Source organism: Streptomyces sp. NPDC003042 (assembly GCF_053591315.1).
Window position 1 is genome coordinate 1 of record NZ_JBSFTP010000041.1, and the last position, 25,633, is coordinate 25,633.

Consider the following 25,633-nt stretch of genomic DNA (forward strand, 5'->3'; position numbering starts at 1 on the left):
CCGTCGGCGATGCGGAACATCTCGCGCACCAGGTCGATGCCGGCGACCTCTTCGGTGACCGGGTGCTCGACCTGGAGGCGGGTGTTGACCTCCAGGAAGGAGATCGTCCCGTCGGTTCCGACGAGGAACTCGACGGTGCCGGCGCCGACGTAGCCGGCTTCCTTCAGGATCGCCTTGGAGGCGGCGTACAGCTCGGCGTTCTGGGCCTCGCTCAGGAACGGGGCGGGAGCCTCCTCCACCAGCTTTTGGTGGCGGCGCTGGAGGGAGCAGTCGCGGGTGGAGACGACCACGACGTTGCCGTGGGTGTCGGCCAGGCACTGGGTCTCGACGTGGCGGGGCTTGTCGAGGTAGCGCTCGACGAAGCACTCGCCGCGGCCGAAGGCGGCGACGGCCTCGCGGACGGCGGAGTCGTAGAGCTCGGGGACCTCTTCGAGGGTGCGGGCGACCTTGAGGCCGCGGCCGCCGCCGCCGAAGGCGGCCTTGATGGCGATGGGCAGGCCGTGTTCCCGGGCGAAGGTGACGACCTCGTCGGCCCCGCTGACGGGGTCGGGGGTGCCGGCGACCAGGGGGGCTCCGGCCCTTTGGGCGATGTGGCGGGCGGCGACCTTGTCGCCGAGGTCGCGGATGGCCTGCGGGGGCGGGCCGATCCAGGTCAGGCCGGCGTCGATGACGGCCTGGGCGAATTCGGCGTTCTCCGACAGGAAGCCGTATCCGGGGTGGACGGCGTCCGCTCCGGAGTCGGCCGCTGCCTGCAGGACCTTCGCGAAGTCGAGGTAGCTGGCGGCCGGGGTGTCACCGCCCAACGCGAAAGCTTCGTCTGCCGCGCGGACATGCAGAGCGTCCCGGTCCGGATCGGCGTAGACGGCTACGCTCGCGATCCCGGCATCCCGACAGGCCCGGGCAACGCGGACAGCGATTTCGCCACGGTTGGCGATGAGCACCTTGCGCACGATGGCTCCCTCCTTGAAACAAGCTGAGTTTAGGGACAGCCGACACGGCCTTTCGACCCTTCTCCGGTGGTGAGCTTGCCCACACGGAGCGTGATTCGATGCAGGCTCGACTCCAAAAGCCCGTGTGTCGCCCCAGGTCAGGGAGATCCCCGACTGCACAGTAACCCCGTTGTACGGCGGAGGTCTCTGTTCCCCCGGTCAGCGGCCCCCGCTGATTCTTTGTGGAGTCCCTACGAACGGCCTATGCATTCTTTGCGTGAGAGCCGTCACGGTGCGCTCCCGTAACGAAGCGGCCCTCGCCCCTTGTCCACAGGTTTACTCGTTAGTAGCCTCCAGGGCGTCGAACATGCTTGTGGCGTGTGGGGATGGGGGCGTCGTGCTGCGCAGACTCGTGGCCGGGCTGACCGCGCTCGTGCTCGTCGCGGAAGCGGCGGTGCTCGTACTCGTCCATGTCGTGCTGGGCGCGACGACCGCGAACCAGTCGATGTCCATCGCCGGCAGCGACCCGGACGTCATGTCCAAGGCGACGTACGGCCTGGGGGCGGCCATGGGCGCCTTCCTCCTGCTGTGCGCCGCACTCCTCGCCGTCGCCGCCGTACGGGACCGCGCGCCCGGCCGCTTCGCCCGCGTCGTGCTCATCACCGCGGCCGTCACCCACGGACTGCTCGGCACGCTCGCCGTCGGCCTCGCGGGCTGGGCCGTCTTCGCGGCGCTGATGGTGATCCTGTGCCTGCTCGTCCTGAGCCTGATGCTCTACGCCGCCCCGCCCGCAGCACCTCAGGACGCCCCGCCCGCGCCGCCCGCCCCGCCCGTGCCGCTCGGAAAGCTCAAGCCCACAAATCCGTGATGGACACATCCAGTTCCCCCAGCAGGGAGCGCAGCAGCGGCATCGAGAGCCCGATCACATTGCCGTGATCGCCGTCGATGCCGTCGATGAACGGCGCCGAAAGCCCGTCCAGGGTGAACGCCCCCGCCACGTGCAGCGGCTCGCCGCTCGCCACGTACGCGGCCACTTCCGCGTCCGTCGGCTCGCCGAAGCGGACCGTCGTGGACGCCGTCGCCGAGACCTGACGGCCGTTCGCCGTGTCGATCACGCAGTGCCCGGTGCGCAGTACGCCGGACCGCCCGCGCATCGACTTCCAGCGGGCGGTGGCCTCCGCCGCGTCCGCCGGCTTGCCCAGCGCCTCGCCGTCCAGCTCCAGCACCGAGTCGCAGCCGATCACCAGCGCGCCCTTGGCCTCGTCCAGGGCCGCCACGACGGCCGCCTTCGCCTCGGCCAGCAGCAGCGCCAGCTCGGCCGGCGTGTCCGCGTCCAGCGCGTCCTCGTCGACCCCGCTGACGATCACGTGCGGGGCGAGTCCGGCCTGCCGCAGCAGGTTCAGGCGGGCGGGGGAGGCGGAGGCGAGGACGAGCGTGCGTCGCCCGCTTTCAGGCAGAGGGGTTTCGGTCATGGGGGCCATCGTAGGGCGGGCCCCGCCGGCCCCCGCCCCACCCCCGCGCCGCTCTCAGAAGGGGGGCACGCCGAGCACGTACACCCCCACCACCATCGCGAGGGCGAGCACGACGACCAGCCGCCGCAGCATGGCCTGGGCGGCGCGCATGTCCTTCGGCGGCTCGTTCTTCGGGTCTGACCAGAGCATGCTCCGATCCTGGCCCCGGGGACGGGAGTGGCGCCTGAGTACGAGTACTCAAGCGCCACCGTCCGTTCACGCCATCTTCAGCCCTGGCCGGGCCAGTACGTACGGCCCCACGCGCGCGGCCCGGGCTGCGGCATCCGCCGCCCGGCGACCCGGGCCGGCGAGGCCCATTCGTCCCGTACCCGGGGCGCGCCCGACGGAGCCGAGGCCAGCGCCGCCGCGCGCGCTTGGACCACCGCCAGTGCGGCGGCCAGCTCCTCGGGGGTCGGATTGCCCTTGACGACCTTGATCACCACAGAGACCTCCTGGCGGGTCTGGATGGGGCTAGAGGGGGATGTTGCCGTGCTTCTTCGGCGGCAGGGACTCCCGCTTGGTCCGCAGCTGCCTCAGCCCCTTCACCACGTGGGCCCGGGTCTCGGACGGCATGGTCACCGCGTCGATGTAACCGCGCTCGGCGGCCGTGTACGGGTTGAGCAGCGCGTCCTCGTACTCGGTGATCAGCCGCGCGCGCGTCTCCTCCGCATCGTCCGCCTCCGCGATGGTCCTGCGGTGCAGGATGTTCACCGCGCCCTGTGCGCCCATCACGGCGATCTGCGCGGTGGGCCAGGCCAGGTTGAGGTCGGCGCCCAGGTGCTTGGAGCCCATGACGTCGTAGGCGCCGCCGAAGGCCTTGCGGGTGATGACCGTGATCAGGGGGACGGTGGCCTCGGCGTACGCGTAGATCAGCTTCGCGCCGCGCCGGATGATTCCGTTGTACTCCTGGTCGGTGCCGGGCAGGAAGCCCGGAACGTCGACGAACGTCAGCACCGGGATGTTGAAGGCATCGCACGTACGGACGAACCGCGCCGCCTTCTCCGAGGCGTCGATGTCCAGGCAGCCGGCGAACTGCATCGGCTGGTTGGCGACGATGCCCACCGGGTGGCCCTCGACCCGGCCGAAGCCGGTCAGGATGTTCGGCGCGAAGAGCGACTGCGTCTCCAGGAACTCCGCGTCGTCCACTACGTGCTCGATCACGGTGTGCATGTCGTACGGCTGGTTGGCGCTGTCGGGGATCAGCGTGTCGAGTTCGAGATCGGCTCCGGAGACCTCGGTGCTCGCCTCCTCCGGGAACGCGGGCGGCTCGGAGAGGTTGTTCGACGGCAGGTACGCCAGCAGTGACTTGACGTACTCGATCGCGTCCTTCTCGTCACCCGCCATGTGGTGCGCCACGCCGGAGGTGCTGTTGTGGGTGCGCGCCCCGCCCAGCTCCTCGAAACCGACGTCCTCGCCGGTGACCGTCTTGATGACGTCCGGGCCGGTGATGAACATGTGCGAGGTCTGGTCGACCATCACCGTGAAGTCGGTGATGGCGGGGGAGTACACCGCGCCGCCCGCGCAGGGCCCGACGACGAGGCTGATCTGCGGGATCACGCCGGAGGCGTGCACGTTGCGGCGGAAGATCTCGCCGTACATCCCGAGCGCGCTGACGCCCTCCTGGATGCGGGCGCCGCCGGAGTCGTTGATGCCGACGAGCGGGCAGCCCGTCTTCAGCGCGAAGTCCATCACCTTCATGATCTTCTGGCCGTAGACCTCGCCGAGGGCTCCGCCGAAGACGGTGAAGTCCTGCGAGAACACGGCCACGGGCCGGCCGTCCACCGTGCCGTAGCCGGTGACGACGCCGTCGCCGTAGGGGCGGGTCTTCTCCAGCCCGAAGCTGGTCGACCGGTGCCGGGCGAACTCGTCCAGCTCTACGAAGGACCCCTCGTCCAGCAGCAGCGCCACCCGCTCACGCGCGGTGAGCTTGCCCTTGGCGTGCTGCTTCTCCACGGCGCGCTCGGAGCCCGCATGGGTGGCTTCCTCGACTCGGCGCCGCAGATCCGCGAGCTTGCCCGCGGTCGTGTGCATGTCGATCGGCTCTGAGGGTTGTGACATCGGGGCGCGGCTCCCTGTGTGGTGTCAACTGCCTGGTCAATTGATTGACTGCGGCTGGCTACTGGTGCGTAGCGTATCGGCGGGCATGGCGCTCGGCAGTGCGGCGTATGACACACCTAGTCTGGCTTGCATGACTCCATCAGATGCTTCAGGCGGAGCTTCCGCAGGTCGTTGGTCCAGCTTGGACCGGCCGCCCCTGAACACCGCCGCGCTTCAGCGGGCCCTCGTCGTCGACGGTGGGCTGTGGACCTCCCTGGAGGTGGTCGGCTCCACCGGGTCCACCAATACCGATCTCGCGGCGCGCGCCGAGCGGCTGCCCGAGGGGGCCGTGCTCGTCGCCGAGGAGCAGACCGCCGGGCGCGGGCGGCTGGAGCGCAGCTGGGTCGCGCCGGCCCGGTCCGGGCTGTTCTTCTCGGTGCTGCTCAAGCCGGGCGCCGGCGTGCCCGAGGAGCGGTGGGGGTGGCTGACCCTGCTGGCCGGGGTGGCCACCGCGACCGGGCTGTCCCGGGCGGCGGGCGTGGACACGCACCTCAAGTGGCCCAATGACCTGCTGGTCAGCGTCCAGGGCCACGAGCGCAAGACCGGCGGCATCCTGGCCGAGCGGGTGCCCGGGGGTGTCGTCATGGGGATCGGCCTCAACGTCACCCTCACCGAGGACGAGCTCCCCGTACCGACCGCCGGGTCCCTCGCCCTGGCCGGGGCGATCGTGACGGACCGGGAGCCGCTGCTCAAGGCCGTGCTGCGGTCGCTGGAGCAGTGGTACGGGAACTGGCGCGAGGCGGGCGGAGACCCGGGGGCCAGCGGGCTGCAGGAGACGTACGCGGCGCACTGCGCGACCCTCGGCAAGCACGTCCGGGCGGACCTGCCGGGTGGGCGGACCCTCACCGGTTCGGCCGAAGCGGTGGACGCGGACGGCCGCCTGGTGATCCGTACGGTCGCGGGGGAGCGGGAGGCGGTGGGCGCGGGCGACGTGGTCCACCTGAGGTCGCTCCACTGACCCGGAGGCGAACCGGGCTCCGGCAAGGGGAGTGAGCTACGGCACACCTGCCGTATGGTTTAGGCGATCCGGTACTGCCGGTGATCACCCGATTCGGAAGTGCGCACGGAATGGACAGGAGGCGGCCCTTGACCGTCGACGACTCTACGTCCAGCGCGGCCGGGTCCGGCTCCGCGACCGGTCCCGGTACTCCGATCGGGCGGGACCAGCACACTCCGCACCACGAGGTCGACCACACGGCCCAGCCGACGGCCGATCCGCTCGCCATCCGGCTCGAGCAGCTGATCCTGGGCGCCGAGCGCCGGTACACGCCCTTCCAGGCCGCCCGCAGCGCCGGCGTCTCGATGGAGCTGGCCTCCCGCTTCTGGCGGGCCATGGGCTTCGCCGACATCGGCCAGGCCAAGGCCCTGACGGAGGCGGACGTCCTGGCGCTGCGCCGGCTGGCCGGTCTGGTGGAGGCCGGGCTGCTGTCCGAGCCGATGGCGGTGCAGGTGGCGCGGTCGACCGGGCAGACGACCGCCCGGCTGGCGGAATGGCAGATCGACTCCTTCCTGGAGGGTCTGACGGAGCCGCCGGAGCCGGGCATGACCCGTACGGAGGTCACGTACCCGCTGGTCGAGCTGCTGCTGCCGGAGCTGGAGGAGTTCCTCGTCTACGTGTGGCGGCGCCAGCTGGCGGCCGCCACCGGGCGGGTGGTGCAGGTCGCGGACGACGAGGAGATGGTCGACCGGCGGCTCGCGGTGGGCTTCGCGGACCTGGTCGGCTTCACGCGGCTCACGCGGCGGCTGGAGGAGGAGGAGCTCGGCGAACTGGTCGAGGCCTTCGAGACGACGGCGGCGGACCTGGTGGCCGCGCACGGCGGGCGGCTGATCAAGACGCTCGGCGACGAGGTGCTGTACGCGGCGGACGAAGCGGCCACGGCGGCGGAGATCGCGCTGCGGCTGATCGAGACGATGGGGGCGGATCCGCAGATGCCCGAGCTGCGGGTCGGGATCGCCTTCGGCACGGTGACGACGCGGATGGGCGACGTCTTCGGCACGACGGTGAACCTGGCGAGCCGGCTGACGTCGATAGCGCCGAAGGACGCGGTGCTGGTGGACGGGGCGATGGCCGAGGAGCTCGGCCGGTCCGGGGCCGCGCCGGTGTCGGAGAAGTCGGCGGAGCTGGAGGAGGGCGGCGGCGCGTACCGCTTCGCGCTCCAGCCGATGTGGCAGCGGCCCGTGCGCGGGCTGGGTGTCGTGGAGCCCTGGTCGCTGACGCGGCGGACGCCTAAGATCCCGGGTAACGTTCGTTAACCGTTTTTCCGGGGAGAGTGCCGTGGCTGTGGACGAGGTCCGTTTCGGGGAATTCGTGGCGGTGCGGCGGCACGGTGACGACGGGGCCGTCGCGGAGCTGGTCCTGGACCGCCCGAAGGCGATGAACGCGGTCTCCACGGAGATGGCCCGCTCGATCGGGTCGGCGTGCGCGGCGCTGGCCGCCGACGCTTCGGCGCGGGTGGTCGTCCTGTCCTCCACGCACGAGCGGGCGTTCTGTGTCGGTGCCGACCTCAAGGAACGCAACGCGCTGTCGGACGCCGAGCTGGTGCGGCAGCGGCCGACCGCCCGGGCGGCCTACGGCGGCGTGCTGGAGCTGCCGATGCCCACGATCGCGGCGGTGCACGGCTTCGCGCTGGGCGGCGGCTTCGAGCTGGCGCTGGCCTGCGATGTGATCGTGGCCGACGAGACGGCGGTGGTCGGGCTGCCGGAGGTGTCGGTCGGCGTGATCCCGGGCGGTGGCGGTACGCAGCTGCTTCCGCGCCGGGTCGGGGCGGCGCGGGCCGCCGAGCTGATCTTCACGGCGCGCCGGGTGGAGGCCGCCGAGGCGCTTGCCCTGGGGCTGGTGGACTCGGTGGCTCCGGCGGGCGAGGACCGTACGCAGGCCCTTGCCCTGGCCGGGCAGATGGCGGCGAACTCCCCGGTCGGGCTGCGCGCGGCGAAGCGGGCGCTGCGGCTGGGGCACGGGATGGACCTGGCGGCCGGGCTGGAGATCGAGGACGCGGCGTGGCGGGCGGTGGCCTTCTCGGGGGACCGGGCCGAGGGCGTCGCCGCGTTCAACGAGAAGCGCCGTCCGCAGTGGCCCGGGGAGTAGGGGCCGGGGGAGTAGGGGCGAGCAGGGCCGACTCGGGCCGGGGCGTCACGCCGTCACCGTTCGTGATCTTGGTTGTACCGAAAGTCGCGCCCATTGTCACTAAATCGGATAAAACTCCCTAATCTGGGGTGATGGGAGTTGATGGGCGGCTGCGAGCCGTCGTGGGCCTCGCGCAGGCCATGGCGGCGGCGTGCGCGCCGCGGGACAGCCTGCGGGCGGCCGCGCGCGGGGCGCGGGTGGCGATGGACGGGTCGTTCGCCGCCGTCTCCGCGTGGGAGCGCGAGCGCGGGCGGCTGCGGGTCCTGGTGAACGAGGGGGAGCGGCGGGCCGGGGAGGAGGAGTTCCCCGAGGACGAGTCCTATCCCGTGCACGACTTCCCGGAGATCACCGAGTTCCTGCACGAGCTGTGGGCCGGTGGCGGCGGACCGCACGCCTGGGTCGAGAGCGCCGTGGGCGACCGGCCGGGGCGGCGGGGCGAGGCCCTGCGCCTGCGCGGGCGCGGAACCTGCGTGGTCGCGCCGATCGTGCTCAGCGGCCGGGCCTGGGGCGAGCTGTACGTCGCCCGGGACGAGGGCCTCCCGGACTTCGACGACGACGACGCCGAGTTCGCGACCGTGCTGGCGGCCGTCGTGGCCGCCGGGCTGGCGCAGAGCGACCGGCTGGAGGAGGCCCGGCGCCTCGCCTTCACCGATCCGCTGACCGGCCTGGCCAACCGGCGGGCCGTGGACATGCGGCTCGACGAGGCGCTGGAGGAGCACCGGCGGACCGGGGCGGTGGTGAGCCTGGTGGTGTGCGACCTGAACGGGCTCAAGAAGGTCAACGACACCCTCGGCCACGCCACCGGCGACCGGCTGCTGGAGCGGTTCGGGTCCGTGCTGAGCCTGTGCGGGGCCATGCTGCCGGGCTCGCTGGTGGCGCGGCTGGGCGGTGACGAGTTCTGCCTGGTGAGCGTGGGCCCGCCGGCGGACGAGGTCGTACGGGTCACCGAGGAGGTCTGCCTGCGGGCCGCCGAGCTGGAGCTGGGCGAGGGGGCGGCCTGCGGGGTGGCCTCCACCGGGGACTCGATCGGGCCGGTGACCTCCTCGCGGCGACTGTTCCGGCTGGCGGACGCCGCCCAGTACAAGGCCAAGGCGGCGCGCCTGCCGAAGCCCGTGGTGGCCGGACGGGACACCGCCGTGGTGCGGCTCGCGGACGCCGCGGCGCAGGAGGTCCCGGGTGAACGCCGTCGCTTCCGGGGTCGCCGTGAGGATGGCTCGTGATGATGCTCGGGAAGCTGACTCGTAAGGGTTACTCGTAGGACTTGATCGTGACACGTTGGCTAGTGACATGAAGGGATTCAGTCCGTAGGGTGCTGAATATGGATATGCACACTGTCGTGGTGGGAACGTCCGGGACCACCGCCGAGGACGTCATCGCCGTCGCCCGCGGCAACGCGCGGGTCGAGCTGTCCGGCGAGGCGCTGGAAGCGCTCGGCCGCGCCCGCGAGATCGTCGACGCCCTGGCCGCCAAGCCCGAGCCCGTCTACGGAGTCTCCACCGGCTTCGGCGCCCTCGCCTCCCGGCACATCAGCCCCGAGCTGCGCGCGCAGCTCCAGCGCAACATCGTCCGCTCGCACGCCGCCGGCATGGGCCCGCGCGTCGAGCGCGAGGTCGTGCGCGCCCTGATGTTCCTGCGCCTGAAGACCGTCGCCTCCGGGCACACCGGCGTACGGCCCTCCGTCGCCCAGACCATGGCCGACGTGCTGAACGCCGGGATCACCCCCGTCGTCCACGAGTACGGCTCCCTCGGCTGCTCCGGCGACCTCGCGCCGCTCTCCCACTGCGCGCTCGCGCTGATGGGTGAAGGCGACGCCGAAGGCCCGGACGGCGCCGTCCGCCCGGCCGGCGAGCTGCTCGCCGAGGCCGGGATCGAGCCCGTGGAGCTCCGCGAGAAGGAGGGCCTCGCCCTCCTCAACGGCACCGACGGCATGCTCGGCATGCTCGTCATGGCCCTCGCCGACCTCCGCAAGCTCTACACCTCCGCCGACATCACCGCCGCCCTCACCCTGGAGGCGCTGCTCGGCACCGAGAAGGTGCTCGCGCCCGAGCTGCACGCCATCCGGCCGCACCCCGGCCAGGGCGCCTCCGCCGCCAACATGGCCGCCGTGCTCAAGGGCTCCGGGCTCACCGGGCACTTCCAGGAGGAGTCCGCGCCGCGCGTGCAGGACGCCTACTCGGTGCGCTGCGCCCCGCAGGTCGCCGGCGCGGGCCGCGACACCATGGCGCACGCCGCGCTGGTGGCCTCCCGCGAACTGGCCGCCGCCGTCGACAACCCGGTGGTGCTGCCCGACGGGCGCGTCGAGTCCAACGGCAACTTCCACGGCGCCCCGGTCGCCTACGTGCTCGACTTCCTGGCCATCGCCGCCGCCGACCTCGGCTCCATCGCCGAGCGCCGCACCGACCGGCTGCTCGACAAGAACCGCAGCCACGGCCTGCCGCCGTTCCTCGCGGACGACGCCGGCGTCGACTCCGGCCTCATGATCGCCCAGTACACGCAGGCCGCCCTGGTCAGCGAGATGAAGCGGCTCGCCGTGCCGGCGTCCGCCGACTCGATCCCGTCCTCGGCCATGCAGGAGGACCACGTCTCCATGGGGTGGTCGGCCGCGCGCAAGCTGCGTACGGCGATCGACAACCTCACCCGGATCATCGCGATCGAGCTCTACGCCGCCACCCGGGCCATCGAGCTGCGCCACGGGCTGACCCCCGCGCCGGCCAGCCAGGCCGCCATCGCGGCGGCGCGGGCGGCGGGTGTGCAGGGGCCCGGGCCGGATCGTTTCCTCGCCCCCGACCTGGCCGCCGCCGACGCGTTCGTGCGGGCCGGCGCGCTGGTCGCGGCGGTGGAGCCGGTGACGGGACCGCTCGCCTGACGGGCGTCACGCGGCCGAGCGGCGCCGTGTGAGGCCGTGCCCCCGGAGGATCCGATCCTCCGGGGGCACAGTCGTTCACAGGGTGCGGGAGCGGCGTACGGAGAAGGTCACGAAGCCCGCCCCGAGGCCGAGGAAGAGCGTGCCGGCCATGACGTACGGGGCGGTGTCGGTGCTGCCGGTGTCGGCGAGCGTGAGGGGGACGACGGCCGGGGTCGAACCCGTACCGACGCCGGTGACCGTGCCGGTGTTGCCCGTGTTGGCGGCTGCGGGCGCGGCGGAAGGGCTCGCGGAGTGCCCGGGTGCGGTGGCGTTCGCCGAGGGGACGAACCAGAGGGCGGCGAGGAGGGTGGTCGCTCCGAGAGCGGTGAACAGCGGTCGACGTGCGGACACGGTGCGATCCCCCTTGGGGCAGCAGCGAATTGGCCGTGTGCGCAGATGCTAGTGAAAGGGGCGGGTCGCGGGAAAGTCGAGGCTGTCGCGGGCTTACTCTCCGTCGTATGAACCCTTCTGAGACATCACGATACGTACGGCTTCGGGTTGATTTGGTGCTGGAGGTGTCCGACTCCGAGGCGCTCATCAGCGCCGCGCTCGAGCACATCAAGGCCGACGAGTTCATGCCGGACGAGGAGCGCGGACACGCCGAATCGGCCGTGCGGGAGGACGAGTCGGAGGCGCTGGCCTACCTCGTCGACCCCACTGACCTGGTCGCGGAGCTGCCGGGACTGGAACTGGCGCAGGCCTCGTGGAGCAGTGAACCGGTCGAATACGACCCCGAGTCCCTGGAGTGGGACATGGACGAGGAAGATGGGGACTTCGAAGAAGAGGCCGACAACGCCTGACCGTGGGGTTGCCCACATTCGAAGGGAATGTGGAACCGAACCGCGTCGTCAACGCGTTGTCAGTGACGAGCAGGGGGTTCGCCCCCTGCCCGCGCCCGTCCCGGGAAGGCACCCTCGGGCCGGTGTCCTTGGGACTGCGACGGCAACGATGGAGTGACGTGTGAGGACGTACAGCAAACGGCGGACGAGGTCCATGGTGGCCATATCCGCCGTGCTCGGTGGCGTACTGATGCTCTCGGCCTGCAACGACGGGGGCACCGAGAAGCCGCAGGGCAGCGCGGAGGCCGGCAAGTCGCAGGCGGATGTCGACGCGGCGGCGGCCAAGGACACGTCCAAGGCCCGAATAGCCATCGCGCCCAAGGACGGCGCCACCAACGTCGGTCTCAACGACGCGGCGAACGTGACGGTCAGTGACGGCACGCTGACGAAGGTCGAGCTGAAGAGCACCGAGGGCACGGCCGTGGCGGGCAAGATCGCCGCCGACGGCAAGAGCTGGAAGCCGGACGGCGCGCTGAAGCGCTCCACCAAGTACGCCCTGTCGGCGACGGCGAAGGACGAGGCCGGCCGCGAGGCGCACGAGAACGCCTCCTTCACCACCGTCTCCCCGGAGAACAGCTTCGTCGGCTCGTTCATCCCGGACGACGGCCAGACGGTCGGCGTCGGCATGCCAGTCTCGATCACCTTCAACAAGCCGATCAAGGACCAGAAGGCCGTCCAGGCGGCCATCAACGTCACCTCCAGCAGTGGCCAGGAAGTCGTCGGCCACTGGTTCGGCTCGCAGCGGCTCGACTTCCGCCCGGAGCAGTACTGGCAGGCGAACTCCACCGTCACGCTGAAGCTGGCGCTGGAAGGCGTGCAGGGCGCGCCCGGCATCCAGGGCGTCCAGAACAAGACCGTCACCTTCAAGGTCGGCCGGAGCCAGGTCTCCACCGTCGACGTGAAGGCGAAGACGATGGTCGTCACCCGCGACGGCGCGGTCCTCAAGACCATCCCGATCTCGGCGGGCTCCCCGGAGAACCCGACGTACAACGGCCAGATGGTGATCTCCGAGAAGTTCAAGGAGACCCGGATGGACGGCGCCACCGTCGGCTTCAAGGACAGCGACGGCAAGGGCGAGTACGACATCAAGGACGTCCCGCACGCGATGCGGCTGTCCACCTCCGGCACCTTCATCCACGGCAACTACTGGGGAGCCGACTCGGTCTTCGGCAGCGTGAACACCAGCCACGGCTGTGTCGGGCTGAACGACGCCAAGGGCGCCAACGACCCGAACCAGCCCGGTGCGTGGTTCTTCGACAACTCGCTCATCGGCGACGTGGTCACCGTGGTGAACTCCCCGGACAAGGTCATCAAGGCGGACAACGGCCTCAACGGCTGGAACATGAACTGGGCGGAGTGGAAGGCCGGCGCGGCCTCCTGAACCCCCCTCTGAGAACGCCGACGGACGGCGGGCAGCCCTGCACGGGCTCCCCGCCGTCCGTCTTTTCGCAGGTCTCCTCGGCAGGTCCGGCAGGTCTCCTCGGCCGGGCTTCTCATCGGACTCTTACCCGCGGCTTATCCGGCGATCACCAGGGCTGCCTAGTTTCGGCCGCATGTTCTTCACCTACCTCCGGCGCGAGTTGCGCCGTCGCAGGAAGGCGGCGCTCGTCGTCGCCTCCGGACTCGCCCTGGGCATCGCCCTCGTCATCGTCGTCAGCTCCGTCTCGGCCGGTATGACGGCAGCCCAGGGCAAGGTCCTCCAGTCGCTCTACGGACTGGGCACGGACATGACCGTCACCAAGGCCCAGGCCCCGCCGGGGGAAGGGTCCGCAGCCGCCCGCCCGCGCTTCAAGTTCGACGCGAAGGGCGAGGGGGAGGCGGGATCCGACGCCGAGCAGAGCAGTGACATGGTGCTGCCGCAGGGCTTCGAGACCCTCGACGCCGCCACCGTCGGCAAGGTCGCCGGTCAGGACGGGGTCGCCCAGGCCGTCGGCGGCCTCAGCCTCCAGGTGATGAAGGTCAACGGGCAGTTCAAGCGCGGCGAGGTCAAGCGCGCCGAGGGCGGTACGGCGGCCAAGCCCGGCGCCACGGCGGGCGGCACGGGCGGTCCCGGCGACACGGTCCAGGGCGGCGGCGCCGACTTCGACGTCAACTCCTTCTCCGTGTACGGCACGGACGTCACCCAGCCGAAGCTCGGCCCGCTGACCACCTCCAAGATCACCTCGGGCCGGGGCTTCGAGGCCGACGAGACCGACGCGGCCGTCGCCGTCGTCGACAGCGCCTACGCCAAGAAGAGCAAGCTGGAGATCGGCTCCGAAGTCACCGTCAAGAACACCAGGTTCAAGGTCGTCGGCATCGCCACCGCCGACAGCGGGGACGCCGCCGCCAACGTCTACGTCCCGCTCAAGCAGGCCCAGACCCTCGCCGGGACCCCCGACAAGATCACCACCGTCTACGTCCAGGCCGAGGACTCCCAGGGCCTCGCCGACGTCAAGCAGGCCATCCAGAAGAACGTCCCCGACACCACGGTCACCACCTCCGCCGACCTCGCCGACACCGTCTCCGGCTCGCTGTCCACGGCCTCCTCGCTCGCCTCCACCGTCGGCACCTGGCTCTCGTACGCCGTCCTCGCCGCCGCGTTCCTCGTCGCCGGCCTCCTCACCTCCTCCGCCGTCTCCCGGCGGGTGCGGGAGTTCGGCACCCTCAAGGCACTGGGCTGGAAGAGCGGCCGCGTCACCGGCCAGGTCGTCGGCGAAGCCCTGGTCAACGGCCTCATCGGCGGCGCCCTCGGCATCGGCATCGGCCTCGGGGCCGCGTACCTGATCACCGCCCTGAGCCCCAGCCTCACCGCACAGCTCGCGGGCGGCGGCGGACCCGGCGGTGGCGCGGGAGGGGTCCGGATGATGGGCCCCGGCGCCCGCCAGGCCGCCGGCAAGGCCCTGGACGTGGCCCTCACCGCACCCGTCTCGCTCTCCACCATCGGCCTGGCCGTCGCCCTCGCGGTCGCCGGCGGACTCGTCGCGGGCGGCTTCGGCGGCTGGCGGGCCTCCCGGCTCCGGCCGGCGGACGCGCTGCGCCGCGTCGAATAGCCCCCAGTCGCCCACCGACTCCCCACCACGGCCACGCAAGCGAGGAACGAACGACATGTACGAACTCAGCGGAGTCACCAAGCGCTACCAGCGCGGCAAGAAATCGGTCGACGCCCTCGCCGGGGTCGACCTGACCATCGAGGACGGCGGCCGGCTCGTCATCCAGGGCCCCACCGGCGGCGGCAAGTCGACGCTGCTCCAGATGCTCGGCGCGCTCGACCGGCCGACGGCCGGGCAGGTCGTGTTCGACGGCCTGGACCTGGCGTCGGTGTCCGAGGCCCGGCTCACCCGCGTCCGGGCGGAGAACATCGGCTTCGTCTTCCAGTCCTTCAACCTGATCCCGACGCTGACCGCCCAGGAGAACGTCGAGACGGCCCTCGTCCCCCTCGGCCTGAAGGCGCGCGAGCGGCGCGAACGGGCCGCCGAGGCCCTGGAGTCCGTAGGCCTGGGCGAGCGCATGGGCCACCTGCCGGACGAGATGTCCGGCGGGCAGCAGCAGCGCGTCGCGATCGCGCGGGCCGTGGTGAAGCGGCCCAAGGTGCTGCTGGCCGACGAGCCCACCGGCAATCTCGACGAGTCGATGCGGGACGAGATCATGGAGGTGCTGGAAGGGCTGTGGAAGGACCACGGGCTGACCTTCGTGATGGTCACACATGACAGTGCACTGGCGAAGCGCGCGCCGCGCGTCGCGACGATCCGGCGCGGCAAGGTGGCAGTGACGGAAAATCCCTGAGCGAATCGGCCGTGGCGCGCTCTAGGGTCCGGAGCATGACGATGGTCAACGCGCTCTCCGAACCCGCCTCCGACGCCGAAATCACCGCCTGGTGGCAGGTCCTGGCCGCGGCCCAGGCCGCCGACCTGCCCCACCTGCCCGACGTACCCGCGCCGACCCGCGACGAAATCGCGGGGCGGCTGCGGGTGCCGTCGGTACGGGGGCGGATCGCGCACTGGACCGCGCGGACGGACGAGGGCGTCGCCGCGCTGATCCTGCCCTCCGACGAGGGAAACACCCACACCGCCTTCCTCGACGTCCTGGCCGTACGCCCGCACGCGCGCCGCCGGGGCGTGGGCACGGCCCTGTGGCGGCGGGTCCACGAGGAACTCCTCGCCGAGGACCGGACCTCGGTCGCCACGGTGACCGAACTCGGCGGCGCCGGACAGGCATTCGCCGAGAGCCTGGGGTTCGAGAACGTACTGGCCCTGGCCTGGTACGTGCGGGAGCTGCCGCGGGAGCCGGCGCCGGTGCCCGCCACACCCGGCTACGAGATCCACACCTGGCACGGCGTGCTGCCCGACGCGTGGGCGCCCGCCGCCGCCGAGGCCCACATGGCCATGGAGGACGCCCCGAGCGGGGACATGGACGAGCGGATCCAGGCCTGGACGCCGGAGCGCGTCCAAGCGGCGCAGCGCCTGGTCGTGGACCGCGGGGGCGAGCACACCATGGTCGCGGCGGTCACACCGGCCGGCGAGGTGGCGGCGTACACGGTTCTGGTGCTGCCCGACCCGGCGGGCCCGCGCGGCCTCCAGTACGACACGGTGGTCGTCCCCGCCCACCGGGGCCACGGCCTCGGCCGCGCCGTCAAACTGCACATGCAGGCGGCAGCCGCCGAGCGCCACCCGGCGCTGCGCCGCATCGGCACGACGGTGGCCGACGAGAACACCCCGATGCTGGCCGTGAACGAGGCCCTGGGATACCGGCGGGAACGCCCGGTGGCGGTCTTCCAGCGGAAGGTCTGAGCCGCCCGTAACCCCGTCAAGGCGTCAGGCCGACTCCTCGGCCGGGGCCGGCGCGGAGGCGGGCACGGGCGACGGCGCCGACCAGGAGGACAGCATCCGCAGGGCGTCCGCCGAAGGGGAGCCCGGCTCGGCGTGGAAGGTGACCAGGAACTGGGCCGGGTCGTCCGGCAGGGTCAGCGTCTCGAAGGACAGCAGCAGCTCACCCACCAGCGGATGCCTCAGCCGCTTCACCCCGTGGGTCTTGTCCGCCACCGTGTGCGCCGCCCACAGCCGCCGGAACTCCTCGTTCTTCACCGACAGCTCCCCGACCAGCGCCGACAGCTGCTCGTCGTCCGGGTGCTGGCCCGCGTACATGCGCAGGTTGCTCACCACCTCGCACGCCCGGCACTCCCAGTCCGCGTACAGATCGGCGGTCGCCGCGTCGAGGAACACCAGCCGCACCAGGTTCCGCTCGGCCGGGGGCAGCGCACCGAAGTCGCCGAAGACGGCCGCCGCCAGCCGGTTCCAGCCGATGACGTCCTGCCGCCGCCCCACCAGGTACGCCGGTACGCCGTCCATCGCCTCCAGCAGCGTGCGCAGCTCCGGGCGGACCTGCTGCGGGCGCCGGGGCTGGCGCCGCTTGCGGGTGCGCGGGCTCGCCAGGTGGGTCAGGTGCGCCATTTCCGTGCCGTCCAGGCGCAGCGCCCGCGCGATGGCGTCCAGTACGTCCGCCGACACGTTGTGCCCGTGCCCCTGCTCCAGACGCGTGTAGTACGCCACCGACACCCCGGCCAGCTGCGCCAGCTCCTCGCGGCGCAGCCCCGGTACCCGGCGGTGGCGGCCGTAGTCCGGCAGACCCACGTCCTCGGGGCGCAGCCGTCCGCGGCGGGAGCGCAGGAACTCGCCCAGCTCGGCATGCTGATCAAGGTGGTCCATAGCGCCAGTATCCCCGCGCGGGGGTGCCCGGCGCGGGCCCGAGCCTGACCCCGCCAGGGGTAGGTCCAGCAGTCCTAGGTACGGCAGGGGGCTGGGTGCCCGGCCGCGTGCTTGGCATCGTTGCGGTCATCGCAGCACGGACGTCATGACCCGACGTACGTCATCACCGTGTGACGTCACGCATGACGTCCTCGTCCGAGGAGAGCCCCCCATGTCTGTCACCCAGGCCCCCCAGGCCCCCCAGGTCACTCAGGTCGCCGCCTACGCCGTCCCCGCCCCCAAGGCCCCGCTGGAGCGCACCACCGTCCCGCGCCGCCCGGTCGGCGAGCACGACGTCCTCATCGACATCAAGTACGCCGGCATCTGCCACTCCGACATCCACCAGGCGCGCGACGGCTGGGGCGGGGGCATCTTCCCGATGGTCCCCGGCCACGAGATCGCCGGTGTCGTCACCGAAGTCGGCCCGAGCGTCACGAAGTTCGCGGTCGGCGACCGGGTGGGCGTCGGCTGCTTCGTCGACTCCTGCCGCCGTTGCGCGTACTGCCTGAGCGGCCAGGAGCAGTTCTGCGTCAAGGGCATGACCGGCACCTACAACGCCCTCGACAAGAACGGCGAGCCCACGTACGGCGGCTACTCCAGCCACGTCGTCGTCGACGAGAACTACACCGTCCGCATCCCCGACGGCCTCGCCCTCGACGTCGCCGCGCCCCTGCTGTGCGCCGGCATCACCCTGTACTCCCCCCTCAAGCACTGGAAGGCGGGCCCGGGCAAGAAGGTCGCGATCGTCGGCCTCGGCGGCCTCGGCCACATGGGCGTGAAGATCGCGGCAGCCCTGGGCGCGGAGGTCACCGTCCTGTCCCAGTCCCTGCGCAAGCGGGAGGACGGCCTGAAGCTGGGCGCCTCCCACTACTACGCCACGAACGACGAGACCACCTTCGAGGAGCTGGCCGGCAGCTTCGACCTGATCCTCTCCACCGTCTCCGCGCCGCTGGGCCTGGACGCGTACCTGAACCTGCTGAAGGTCGACGGCGCGCTGGTGAACGTCGGCGCCCCCGAGGAGCCGGTCTCGCTGAACCTGTTCTCCGTCATCCGCGGCCGCAAGACCCTCGCCGGCTCGATGATCGGCGGCATCGCCGAGACCCAGGAGATGCTGGACTTCTGCGCCGAGCACGGCCTGGGCTCGGAGATCGAGGTCATCGCCGCCGAACAGATCAACGAGGCCTACGATCGCGTCCTGGCGAGCGACGTCCGCTACCGCTTCGTCATCGACACCTCCACGATCTGATCCGTCCGCCGGTCGAGCCGGTCGAGCCGCGCGAGTGAGCCGCGCAGCCGGTCGCGCGCGGCCGTGGGCGTCGAGGACGATCCGCTCGGGCCCGCCGCCCGACGACGACCACCCGGTCACCACCGGCGGCGAAGGCCCGTGCGGTGTCACAGGGGCGGACCGCCGAGGGCGGTGTGGGCCGTGTCGAGGATCCTGCCGATCTCGGAGGCGGCCCGCCGCGCCCGGTCGGCGTCACCGGTGGCGGCGGTGTCTTCCCAGCGCCGCAGCTCCGAGGCGAGGTGCGGCTGGCGCTGGATGTGCACGTAGGCCGCCCACTGGGCGATGAACCGTCGCAGCGGGGCCTGGTCGCACGTCTCCCGCGACTGGTCCGCCGCCTGGTCCAGCTCCCGGGTGAACGCGGGCAGGGCCGCCGGGAAGATCTGCGCCACATCTCGCCGCAGCGCGGTCACGGTGGCCGGCGGGAGCCAGCCGGGGTGGCGGACGAGGATGCGGTCCCGTTCCGCGGGGGTGGCGAGGATGACGTCCGCGCCCCCGTCGTACGGGTGGTACATGCGGGTGAGGTCGGGGTCCGTCACGAAGATGCCCGGCAGTTCGTCCTCCGCGACCGCGCGGAGCAGTTCGTCGAGGCAGCCGGGCTGCCAGCGGCGGCGGTCGGCGTAGAAGTACCAGCGTGTGTGGAAGTCCGGGTCCGCGTCTTCGGTGTCGTCCAGAGTCGTCCACAGCGTGCCCTCCGGGTGGAGGGCGCGGCGTTGCGCCGGGCCGGCCTCGTGCTCCGAGGGGTCGGACCAGCCGGTGGTCACCACGTAGATCTCGCCGCCCGCGAAGAGCTCGTCGAGGACTGTGTTGTACCGGTCGAGGAGGATCGCGTACTCCCCTTCGTCCTCCGCGTAGCGCTTCGAATCCGGCAGGCTGTGGAAGCGCACCCACCGGTCGCGGTACGCCGACCTCAGCTCGTACGGTTCCATCGGCCCGGGAGGCCGCAGGGCCTCCCAGAGCCGGGTCAGCCGCGCGTGCGCGGGGTCGGTGAGCGGGGAGGTCACTCGGCGGCGGCCACGCCGATCGGGCAGGAGACGCCCGTGCCGCCGATGCCGCAGTAGCCGCCCGGGTTCTTGTCGAGGTACTGCTGGTGGTACGGCTCCGCCGGCCAGAAGGGGCGGTCCGAGGCCGGGAGGACGGCCGTGGTGATCTCGCCGTAGCCCGAGGCGGCCAGGACGCGCTGGTACGCCGCGCGGGAGGCTTCGGCCGTCGCCTGCTGGGCGGGGGAGTGGGTGTAGATCGCCGAGCGGTACTGGGTGCCGACGTCGTTGCCCTGGCGGAAGCCCTGGGTGGGGTCGTGGGACTCCCAGAAGAGCTTCAGGAGGGTCTCGTAGGAGACGAGCGAGGGGTCGTAGACCACGCGGACGACCTCCGTGTGGCCGGTCCGGCCCGAGCACACCTCCTCGTACGCCGGGTTCTCGGTGAAGCCGCCCTGGTAGCCGGCCACGGTGGTCCAGACTCCGGGGGTCTGCCAGAACTTGCGCTCCGCGCCCCAGAAACAGCCCAGGCCGAAGTCCGCGACCTCCAGGTCCTCCGGGTAAGGGCCGGCCAGGGGGTTGCCGAGGACCGTGTGGCGCTCGGGCAGGGTGAACTGCGCTTCCAGGCGGCCCTTCAGGGCCTCCTCGCGGGTGGGCAGCTCGGGCGTGCGGCGGTACGAGAACATGGATTCCCTCCTTGTAGGACTCTCAACGGACGGGGGCGGGCAGGGATTCCCGTGCCCCGGCCCACTGGTGGGCCCGTCAGCGGGGCAGCGTCGCCGGGGAGCCGCCGTTCGCCTCGTACCCCGCCACCGCCAGCGCCCGGTACACCGCGTACGCCGCCGCCGGGTCCGGCGTGGTCGACCACGGCAGCGCGCCGACGTACCCGTCCACGTGCCGGACCTGCTCCATCGCCTCCGCCCACCGCTCCATGTTCACCAGGAAGACCAGCAGCAGGTGCCGTACGTGCGCCAGCATCGGGTCGTCCGCCCGCGCGGAGTTCACCGCGTACAGCGCGCCCTCCACCGCCCGCGTCACGACCGCGCTCTGGTAGAAGCTCCGCACCAGATTGACCTCGGGCAGGTGCTCGTACACCGCGAACAGCGGCAGCGCGGCCAGCAGCGAACCCCGCGGGGCCCGGGCGGCCGCCGCGTGGGCGAAGACGTCGGCCTTCTGCCGCGAACCGTGCCACTTCTCGCACCAGTAGTGCAGGGCAGCCAGGTGCGCGCCCATGTGCTGCGGCGCCACGTCGATGATCTTCGCCCAGAGCGCGTCGAACTCCGCCTCCGAGTAGCCCAGCGCCCGCGCGATCGCCAGCTCCGTGATGAAGGGGACCGGATCGCCCGGCGCCAGCAGCGCCGCCTTGCGGCAGGCCTCCCGGGCCTCCTCCAGGATGATCCGGTGGTCCTCGGAGCCCACGCCGCCCGAGTGCCGCCACGCCTGCTGCACCAGCAGCTCGGCGTGCACCTGCGCGCCGCCCGCGTCCTTCTCCGCCTCCAGCCGCCACGCCTTCAGCCACTGCGCGCCCGCTCTCGGCTGCTGCACGAGCTCGAGCGCCGCCGCACCGCCGAAGGACTGCACGCGCTGCCAGCGCTGCTCGCCCTCCTTCGGGGTTCCCGCGAGCAGCTGGGACGCGGCCTGCCACTGCCCGCTGCGCTGGACGTTGCCGAGCGCGTCCATCAGGTCCTGGTCGGGGCCGGGCACCCGGATGTCCAGCTGCTCCTCCCGTATGAACCCGTAGTCCGCCGGGTCGGCGGCGTCGGGGCTGCCGGGCGCGACCTGGCGGACGCCGCCACCCCCGCGCCTGGCCCGTACGAACGAGGCGACCATGACGCCGACCATGACCAGCATCATCAGGACCCACAGAATCTCCATGCGGCCAAGCGAACCAGACGGGGAGGGGGAAAGGCCAATGGCAGGACCTCCCTGTCCCCGGGGAGGGGCAGGTCAGCGCCCGGCCAGTGCTCTGTCAGGCCAGGAGAGGACCGCGGCCGGGCCGGGGCATAGCATCTGCCCATGAGCGACGACAGCCACGAGCACCAGAGCTTCGAGACCCGCGCGATCCACGCGGGCAATACGGCGGACCCGCTGACGGGAGCCGTCGTACCCCCGATCTACCAGGTGTCCACGTACAAGCAGGACGGCGTGGGCGGACTGCGCGGCGGCTACGAGTACAGCCGCAGCGCCAACCCCACGCGTACCGCGCTGGAGGAGAACCTCGCGGCGCTGGAGGGCGGCCGGCGCGGCCTCGCCTTCGCGTCGGGGCTCGCCGCCGAGGACTGCCTGCTGCGCACGCTGCTCGCGCCGGGCGACCACGTGGTCATCCCGAACGACGCCTACGGCGGCACCTTCCGCCTCTTCGCGAAGGTCGTCTCCCGCTGGGGCGTGGAGTGGTCGGTCGCCGACACCTCCGACGCGGCGTCCGTACGGGCAGCCCTCACCCCGAAGACCAAGGTCATCTGGGTCGAGACCCCCTCCAACCCGCTGCTCGGCATCACCGACATCGCCGCGGTCGCCGACATCGCGCGGACGGCCGGCGCCAAGCTGGTCGTGGACAACACCTTCGCCTCCCCCTACCTCCAGCAGCCGCTCGCGCTCGGCGCGGACGTGGTCGTGCACTCGCTGACGAAGTACATGGGCGGCCACTCCGACGTCGTCGGCGGCGCCCTGGTCACCGCGGACGCGGCGCTCGGCGAGGAACTGGCCTACCACCAGAACGCGATGGGCGCCGTGGCCGGGCCCTTCGACTCCTGGCTCGTGCTGCGCGGCATCAAGACCCTGGCCGTGCGCATGGACCGGCACTCGGAGAACGCGGCGAAGGTCGTCGACCTGCTGACCCGCCACCCCAAGGTCACCAAGGTCCTCTACCCGGGCCTGCCCGAGCACCCCGGCCACGAGATCGCCGCCAAGCAGATGCGCTCCTTCGGCGGCATGGTCTCCTTCCAGGTCGCCGGCGGCGAGGCCGCGGCGGTCGAGGTCTGCAACCGCGCCAAGCTCTTCACCCTGGGCGAGTCCCTGGGCGGCGTCGAGTCCCTCATCGAGCACCCGGGCCGGATGACCCACGCCTCGGTGGCCGGCTCGGCCCTGGAGGTCCCGGCGGACCTGGTCCGCCTCTCGGTCGGCATCGAGAACGTCGACGACCTCCTCGCGGACCTCACCCAGGCCCTGGGTTAGGACGCCGGCTCGCCGGGCGGCGCCCTCCCTACCAGCCCTCCAGGGGCGGGGAGACGCCGCTCGGCGGAGTCGCCCACGGCCGGGTCAGCGAGGCCCACACCGTGAAGGCCACCGCCGCCGCGAACAGCAGCGTCCAGCCGATCCGGCGCAGGGCCCGGCGGCGGCGCAGCAGCCGCCTGCCGTGCGTGGCGGCCGTGACCGCCAGACCGGCCGGGACCACCGGGTGCGGGCCTTCCAGCAGCTGCTTGACCTGGGCTTCCTTACGGTCGAGGGGGTTCATGCGGCATCCCGCCCGGCACGCCCGTCATACCCGGCGCGCCCGGCACGCCCGGCACGCCCCTCAGGCCCGGCCGCGGGGTCGGAACGCATCGCGGCCACGGCCCGGTTGCACAGCGCCTCGACCCGCTCGGGCGCCAGCCCCAGCTGCGCGGCCGTGACCTCCTCGGCGACGCCCTCGTAGACCCGCATGACCAGGACGAGGCGTTCCTGCGGGCTCAGCCGCGCGAGGACGCCCGTACCGCCGCCGTGGCGCCAGGCGGTGCGGGCGTACGCGGAGCACAGCTCGTGGCGGGTGTGGTCGTACGGGTCGTCGCCGCGCAGCCGGTGCCAGTGGGCGTACGTACGGGCCAGCGCGCCCGCGAGCAGCCGGCGCGCGGCGGCCGCCTCGGACGGCGGTTCGGCCGTCAGCAGCACCGCGACGTGCAGGAGCCGCCCCGCCGCACCCGCGACGAAGGCCTCGAACTCCGGGTAGCGCCCCGAACGCCGGTCCACAGTCCACATGGTGCGGCCGGTGGCACCACCCCGGTCAAGGGGTCGGACACCTCGGGACGCGGCGTAATCAGGAAGCCGGGCCGCCCTCGGCGGCGGCGGACATCAGCTCGGACAGCGAAACGTTGAACCGGGTCAGCAGCTCGGTGAAGACCTCGCGCTCCTGCGGCGTCCAGCCGTCGGTCACCCGGGCCATCAGCTCGCGCCGCGACGCGCGGACCTCCTCCAGCCGCGCCAGCCCGCGCGGGGACAGCGCGAGGACCACGGCCCGGCCGTCCTCGGGGTGCGAGGTGCGCTTGACGAGACCGCTGTCGACGAGCGGGGCGACCTGGCGGGTCACGGTGGACGAGTCGATGCCCATCCCGCCCGCGAGCGCCTTGACGCCCATCGGGCCCTCCAGATCGAGCCGGTTCAGCAGGAGGTAGGCGGCGCGGTCCATCGAGTTGCGGGCCTGGCCGACGCCGCCCAGGCGGGTCTGCTCCGCCCGGCGGGCGAACACCGCCACCTGGTGCTGGAGCGCGTCGAGGAGACCGGCTCCGGCGGGCGCTTCGGCCGCCGGGGGCAGGTCGGAACTGGCCGGGATGGAGGGCATGGCCGTGGGCTCTCTTCGCGTGGGGCCGACAAGGATGGGGGACACAGTACGCGGCCGTGGGGCGGCTCGTACGCCGCGTACGAGAACTGGTACGGCCCATGCGTCCGGCCGCCCCGGGGCTGTCCCGGATGGCGAGATTTCGCCCCGTGCGGCAGTCGCCCACGAGCCGCCCACGAGCCGACCCCGGGCCGACCCCGGGCCGACCCCGGGCCTGTCCGACGCCCGCCCGATGCCCGCCCGACGCCCGTCCCCGGGTCCGCGCCCGGCCCGCGGACGGCCCGAGCCCCGATCCCCGTGGGCTGCGAGACTGGCGGCATGAACTACCGCGTGCCCCAGCCCGTCCCGCAGGTCATCCTCGACGACGTCCGGGGAGCCCAGAAGATGCTGTCCGGAGTCTCCCGGGTCACCGCGATGGAAGGCAGCCGTCACCTCTCCTCCCTCACCGGCTCCCCGGTCCACTTCAAGTGCGAGAACCTCCAGCGCACCGGCTCCTTCAAGCTGCGCGGGGCCTACGTACGCATCGCGGGCCTGCGCCCCGAGCAGCGCGCGGCCGGTGTGGTGGCGGCGAGCGCGGGCAACCACGCGCAGGGCGTGGCCCTGGCCTCCTCGCTCCTCGGGGTCCGCTCGACGGTGTTCATGCCCGTCGGGGCGCCGCTGCCGAAGGTGGCCGCGACCCAGGAGTACGGCGCCGAGGTGCGCATGCACGGGCAGGTCGTGGACGAGACGCTCGCCGCCGCCCAGGACTACGCGGACCGTACCGGGGCGGTGTTCATCCATCCCTTCGACCACCGCGACATCATCGCCGGCCAGGGCACGGTGGGTCTGGAGATCCTGGAGCAGTGCCCGGAGGTGCGCACGATCCTCGTCGGCATCGGCGGGGGCGGGCTCGCCGCAGGCATCGCGGTCGCGGTGAAGGCGCTGCGCCCGGACGTGCGGGTCGTCGGCGTGCAGGCGGCGGGCGCGGCCGCGTACCCGCCCTCGCTCAAGGTCGGCCACCCGGTGTCCATCGACAACCCGAACACGATGGCGGACGGCATCAAGGTCGGCCGCCCCGGCGACATCCCCTTCGCCATCATCGGCGAACTGCTGGACGACGTACGGACGGTGTCGGAGGACGCCCTGTCCAGCGCCCTGCTGCTGTGCATGGAGCGGGCCAAGCTGGTGGTCGAGCCGGCCGGGTGCAGCCCGGTGGCCGCCCTGCTGAGCGAGCCTGAACTGTACGGCGGCGGCCCGGTGGTGGCCGTCCTGTCCGGCGGGAACGTCGATCCGCTGCTGCTCCAGCGGATCCTGCGCCACGGCATGGCGGCCGCGGGCCGCTACCTGTCGCTGCGGCTGCGCGTCGCGGACCGGCCGGGGGCGCTGGCGGGCCTGCTCGGGGTGCTGTCCCTGGTGGACGCCAACGTGCTGGACGTGAGCCACGTACGGACCGACCCGCGCCTGGGGCTCACGGAGGTCGAGGTGGAGCTGCACTTGGAGACGAAGGGGCCGGAACACTGTGCGGAGGTCGCGCGTTCGCTGCACAGCGCGGGGTACAGGGTGATGAGCTGACGGTCCGTCCCGGCCGGGGTTGCGAGCCGGGGTTCCCGGACGGGCTCGCGGGCAGGGCCGGTTCCCGAAACTGCGTGGCGCGACGCGATATAGCGCGTTACCGTGCCCAGTGTCGGGTGCGGCCTGCCCGGCAACCCTAGGATTTGCGTAGGAAAGTCCAGTTTCTG

General features: G+C 72.3%; 27 protein-coding genes and 1 pseudogene. 14 read left to right on the forward strand and 14 right to left on the reverse strand.

The window, feature by feature from the left end; translation table 11 throughout:
* The coding region (locus tag ACWDYJ_RS20535; RefSeq protein ID WP_451567003.1) for an acetyl-CoA carboxylase biotin carboxylase subunit at positions 1 to 950 on the reverse strand (950 nt) is incomplete at its 3' end.
* 376 nt (positions 951 to 1,326) lie between these two features.
* Here ACWDYJ_RS20535 and ACWDYJ_RS20540 point away from each other — a divergent pair.
* Positions 1,327 to 1,797 carry a hypothetical protein gene (locus tag ACWDYJ_RS20540; RefSeq protein ID WP_451567004.1) on the forward strand — a complete coding sequence of 157 codons (471 nt, stop codon included), beginning with the start codon at positions 1,327 to 1,329 and terminating at the stop codon, positions 1,795 to 1,797.
* On the opposite strand, the gene ACWDYJ_RS20545 is transcribed toward ACWDYJ_RS20540, so the two are convergent.
* The 4 genes from ACWDYJ_RS20545 to ACWDYJ_RS20560 all read right to left on the reverse strand — a co-directional run bounded on the left by ACWDYJ_RS20545 (position 1,778) and on the right by ACWDYJ_RS20560 (position 4,498).
* Positions 1,778 to 2,410, reverse strand: a complete 633-nt coding sequence (locus ACWDYJ_RS20545) for a Maf family protein (protein ID WP_451567005.1) — start codon at positions 2,408 to 2,410, stop codon at positions 1,778 to 1,780. The two genes, ACWDYJ_RS20540 and ACWDYJ_RS20545, sit on opposite strands and share 20 nt — an antisense overlap.
* Before the next feature lie 45 nt (positions 2,411 to 2,455).
* On the reverse strand, positions 2,456 to 2,590 hold the full coding sequence (gene mmpB / locus ACWDYJ_RS20550; RefSeq protein ID WP_451567006.1) for a morphogenic membrane protein MmpB: 135 nt from the start codon (positions 2,588 to 2,590) through the stop codon (positions 2,456 to 2,458).
* Positions 2,591 to 2,667: 77 nt separating this feature from the next.
* A complete protein-coding gene (locus tag ACWDYJ_RS20555) occupies positions 2,668 to 2,883 on the reverse strand; it encodes an acyl-CoA carboxylase epsilon subunit (protein WP_451567007.1) in 216 nt (71 codons plus the stop codon).
* 28 nt (positions 2,884 to 2,911) lie between these two features.
* Positions 2,912 to 4,498 carry an acyl-CoA carboxylase subunit beta gene (locus ACWDYJ_RS20560; protein WP_451567008.1) on the reverse strand — a complete coding sequence of 529 codons (1,587 nt, stop codon included), beginning with the start codon at positions 4,496 to 4,498 and terminating at the stop codon, positions 2,912 to 2,914.
* Positions 4,499 to 4,628: 130 nt separating this feature from the next.
* On the opposite strand from ACWDYJ_RS20560, the gene ACWDYJ_RS20565 reads away from it, so the two are divergent.
* The 5 genes from ACWDYJ_RS20565 to hutH all read left to right on the forward strand — a co-directional run bounded on the left by ACWDYJ_RS20565 (position 4,629) and on the right by hutH (position 10,527).
* A complete protein-coding gene (locus ACWDYJ_RS20565; RefSeq protein WP_451567009.1) occupies positions 4,629 to 5,495 on the forward strand; it encodes a biotin--[acetyl-CoA-carboxylase] ligase in 867 nt (288 codons plus the stop codon).
* Between the two features lie 128 nt (positions 5,496 to 5,623).
* Positions 5,624 to 6,790, forward strand: coding sequence for an adenylate/guanylate cyclase domain-containing protein (locus ACWDYJ_RS20570; protein WP_451567010.1), 1,167 nt, complete (start codon positions 5,624 to 5,626; stop codon positions 6,788 to 6,790).
* A 28-nt stretch (positions 6,791 to 6,818) separates the two neighbouring features.
* Positions 6,819 to 7,622, forward strand: coding sequence for an enoyl-CoA hydratase-related protein (locus tag ACWDYJ_RS20575; RefSeq protein ID WP_451567057.1), 804 nt, complete (start codon positions 6,819 to 6,821; stop codon positions 7,620 to 7,622).
* Positions 7,623 to 7,753: 131 nt separating this feature from the next.
* A complete protein-coding gene (locus ACWDYJ_RS20580; RefSeq protein WP_451567011.1) occupies positions 7,754 to 8,881 on the forward strand; it encodes a diguanylate cyclase domain-containing protein in 1,128 nt (375 codons plus the stop codon).
* A 104-nt stretch (positions 8,882 to 8,985) separates the two neighbouring features.
* Positions 8,986 to 10,527: a histidine ammonia-lyase gene (hutH, locus tag ACWDYJ_RS20585; RefSeq protein ID WP_451567058.1), complete on the forward strand. Its 1,542-nt coding sequence runs from the start codon at positions 8,986 to 8,988 to the stop codon at positions 10,525 to 10,527.
* Positions 10,528 to 10,602: 75 nt separating this feature from the next.
* On the opposite strand, the gene ACWDYJ_RS20590 is transcribed toward hutH, so the two are convergent.
* Positions 10,603 to 10,917, reverse strand: coding sequence for an LPXTG cell wall anchor domain-containing protein (locus tag ACWDYJ_RS20590; RefSeq protein WP_451567012.1), 315 nt, complete (start codon positions 10,915 to 10,917; stop codon positions 10,603 to 10,605).
* 164 nt (positions 10,918 to 11,081) lie between these two features.
* On the opposite strand from ACWDYJ_RS20590, the gene ACWDYJ_RS20595 reads away from it, so the two are divergent.
* The 5 genes from ACWDYJ_RS20595 (at position 11,082) to ACWDYJ_RS20615 (ending at position 16,171) form a co-directional block, all read left to right on the forward strand.
* Entirely contained in the window at positions 11,082 to 11,366 is a 285-nt protein-coding gene (locus ACWDYJ_RS20595) for a hypothetical protein (protein WP_451567013.1), read from the forward strand.
* Positions 11,367 to 11,559: 193 nt separating this feature from the next.
* Positions 11,560 to 12,786: a L,D-transpeptidase gene (locus tag ACWDYJ_RS20600; RefSeq protein WP_451567014.1), complete on the forward strand. Its 1,227-nt coding sequence runs from the start codon at positions 11,560 to 11,562 to the stop codon at positions 12,784 to 12,786.
* Positions 12,787 to 12,958: 172 nt separating this feature from the next.
* Positions 12,959 to 14,434 carry an ABC transporter permease gene (locus ACWDYJ_RS20605; RefSeq protein ID WP_451567015.1) on the forward strand — a complete coding sequence of 492 codons (1,476 nt, stop codon included), beginning with the start codon at positions 12,959 to 12,961 and terminating at the stop codon, positions 14,432 to 14,434.
* A gap of 55 nt (positions 14,435 to 14,489) precedes the next feature.
* On the forward strand, positions 14,490 to 15,167 hold the full coding sequence (locus ACWDYJ_RS20610) for an ABC transporter ATP-binding protein (RefSeq protein ID WP_451567016.1): 678 nt from the start codon (positions 14,490 to 14,492) through the stop codon (positions 15,165 to 15,167).
* 35 nt (positions 15,168 to 15,202) lie between these two features.
* Positions 15,203 to 16,171 carry a GNAT family N-acetyltransferase gene (locus tag ACWDYJ_RS20615; RefSeq protein WP_451567017.1) on the forward strand — a complete coding sequence of 323 codons (969 nt, stop codon included), beginning with the start codon at positions 15,203 to 15,205 and terminating at the stop codon, positions 16,169 to 16,171.
* 24 nt (positions 16,172 to 16,195) lie between these two features.
* On the opposite strand, the gene ACWDYJ_RS20620 is transcribed toward ACWDYJ_RS20615, so the two are convergent.
* Positions 16,196 to 17,086, reverse strand: coding sequence for a helix-turn-helix domain-containing protein (locus tag ACWDYJ_RS20620; RefSeq protein ID WP_451567018.1), 891 nt, complete (start codon positions 17,084 to 17,086; stop codon positions 16,196 to 16,198).
* Positions 17,087 to 17,297: 211 nt separating this feature from the next.
* Between ACWDYJ_RS20620 and ACWDYJ_RS20625 the strand changes: the two genes are divergently transcribed.
* Positions 17,298 to 18,371 (forward strand): NAD(P)-dependent alcohol dehydrogenase, encoded by a 1,074-nt coding sequence (locus ACWDYJ_RS20625; RefSeq protein WP_451567019.1) that lies wholly within the window; start codon positions 17,298 to 17,300, stop codon positions 18,369 to 18,371.
* Between the two features lie 146 nt (positions 18,372 to 18,517).
* Here ACWDYJ_RS20625 and ACWDYJ_RS20630 read toward each other — a convergent pair whose 3' ends face one another.
* From ACWDYJ_RS20630 to ACWDYJ_RS20645, 4 genes and pseudogenes are all read right to left on the reverse strand, one after another.
* Positions 18,518 to 18,859, reverse strand: coding sequence for a DUF6247 family protein (locus tag ACWDYJ_RS20630; protein WP_451567059.1), 342 nt, complete (start codon positions 18,857 to 18,859; stop codon positions 18,518 to 18,520).
* Positions 18,842 to 19,336, reverse strand: a pseudogene (locus ACWDYJ_RS20635) (DUF3885 domain-containing protein); the annotation flags it as partial. The gene ACWDYJ_RS20630 and the pseudogene ACWDYJ_RS20635, both read right to left, overlap by 18 nt.
* Positions 19,337 to 19,407: 71 nt before the next feature.
* Positions 19,408 to 20,070 carry a peptide-methionine (S)-S-oxide reductase MsrA gene (msrA, locus tag ACWDYJ_RS20640; RefSeq protein ID WP_451567020.1) on the reverse strand — a complete coding sequence of 221 codons (663 nt, stop codon included), beginning with the start codon at positions 20,068 to 20,070 and terminating at the stop codon, positions 19,408 to 19,410.
* A gap of 76 nt (positions 20,071 to 20,146) precedes the next feature.
* The gene (locus tag ACWDYJ_RS20645) at positions 20,147 to 21,259 is read right to left on the reverse strand and encodes a hypothetical protein (RefSeq protein ID WP_451567021.1); all 1,113 of its coding nucleotides are present in this window, start codon (positions 21,257 to 21,259) and stop codon (positions 20,147 to 20,149) included.
* 141 nt (positions 21,260 to 21,400) lie between these two features.
* On the opposite strand from ACWDYJ_RS20645, the gene ACWDYJ_RS20650 reads away from it, so the two are divergent.
* Positions 21,401 to 22,558 carry a cystathionine gamma-synthase gene (locus ACWDYJ_RS20650; protein ID WP_451567022.1) on the forward strand — a complete coding sequence of 386 codons (1,158 nt, stop codon included), beginning with the start codon at positions 21,401 to 21,403 and terminating at the stop codon, positions 22,556 to 22,558.
* A gap of 28 nt (positions 22,559 to 22,586) precedes the next feature.
* On the opposite strand, the gene ACWDYJ_RS20655 is transcribed toward ACWDYJ_RS20650, so the two are convergent.
* The 3 genes from ACWDYJ_RS20655 to ACWDYJ_RS20665 are packed head-to-tail and all read right to left on the reverse strand — an operon-like array spanning position 22,587 to position 23,918.
* Positions 22,587 to 22,838 carry a hypothetical protein gene (locus ACWDYJ_RS20655; RefSeq protein ID WP_451567023.1) on the reverse strand — a complete coding sequence of 84 codons (252 nt, stop codon included), beginning with the start codon at positions 22,836 to 22,838 and terminating at the stop codon, positions 22,587 to 22,589.
* Complete coding sequence (locus tag ACWDYJ_RS20660; RefSeq protein ID WP_451567024.1) at positions 22,835 to 23,338, reverse strand: sigma factor-like helix-turn-helix DNA-binding protein; 504 nt, start codon at positions 23,336 to 23,338, stop codon at positions 22,835 to 22,837. Before ACWDYJ_RS20660 ends, ACWDYJ_RS20655 begins: the two co-directional genes overlap by 4 nt.
* 58 nt (positions 23,339 to 23,396) lie before the next feature.
* Positions 23,397 to 23,918 carry a MarR family winged helix-turn-helix transcriptional regulator gene (locus tag ACWDYJ_RS20665; RefSeq protein WP_451567025.1) on the reverse strand — a complete coding sequence of 174 codons (522 nt, stop codon included), beginning with the start codon at positions 23,916 to 23,918 and terminating at the stop codon, positions 23,397 to 23,399.
* A gap of 315 nt (positions 23,919 to 24,233) precedes the next feature.
* On the opposite strand from ACWDYJ_RS20665, the gene ilvA reads away from it, so the two are divergent.
* Positions 24,234 to 25,466, forward strand: a complete 1,233-nt coding sequence (gene ilvA, locus ACWDYJ_RS20670) for a threonine ammonia-lyase (protein ID WP_451567026.1) — start codon at positions 24,234 to 24,236, stop codon at positions 25,464 to 25,466.
* Positions 25,467 to 25,633 lie beyond the last annotated feature (167 nt).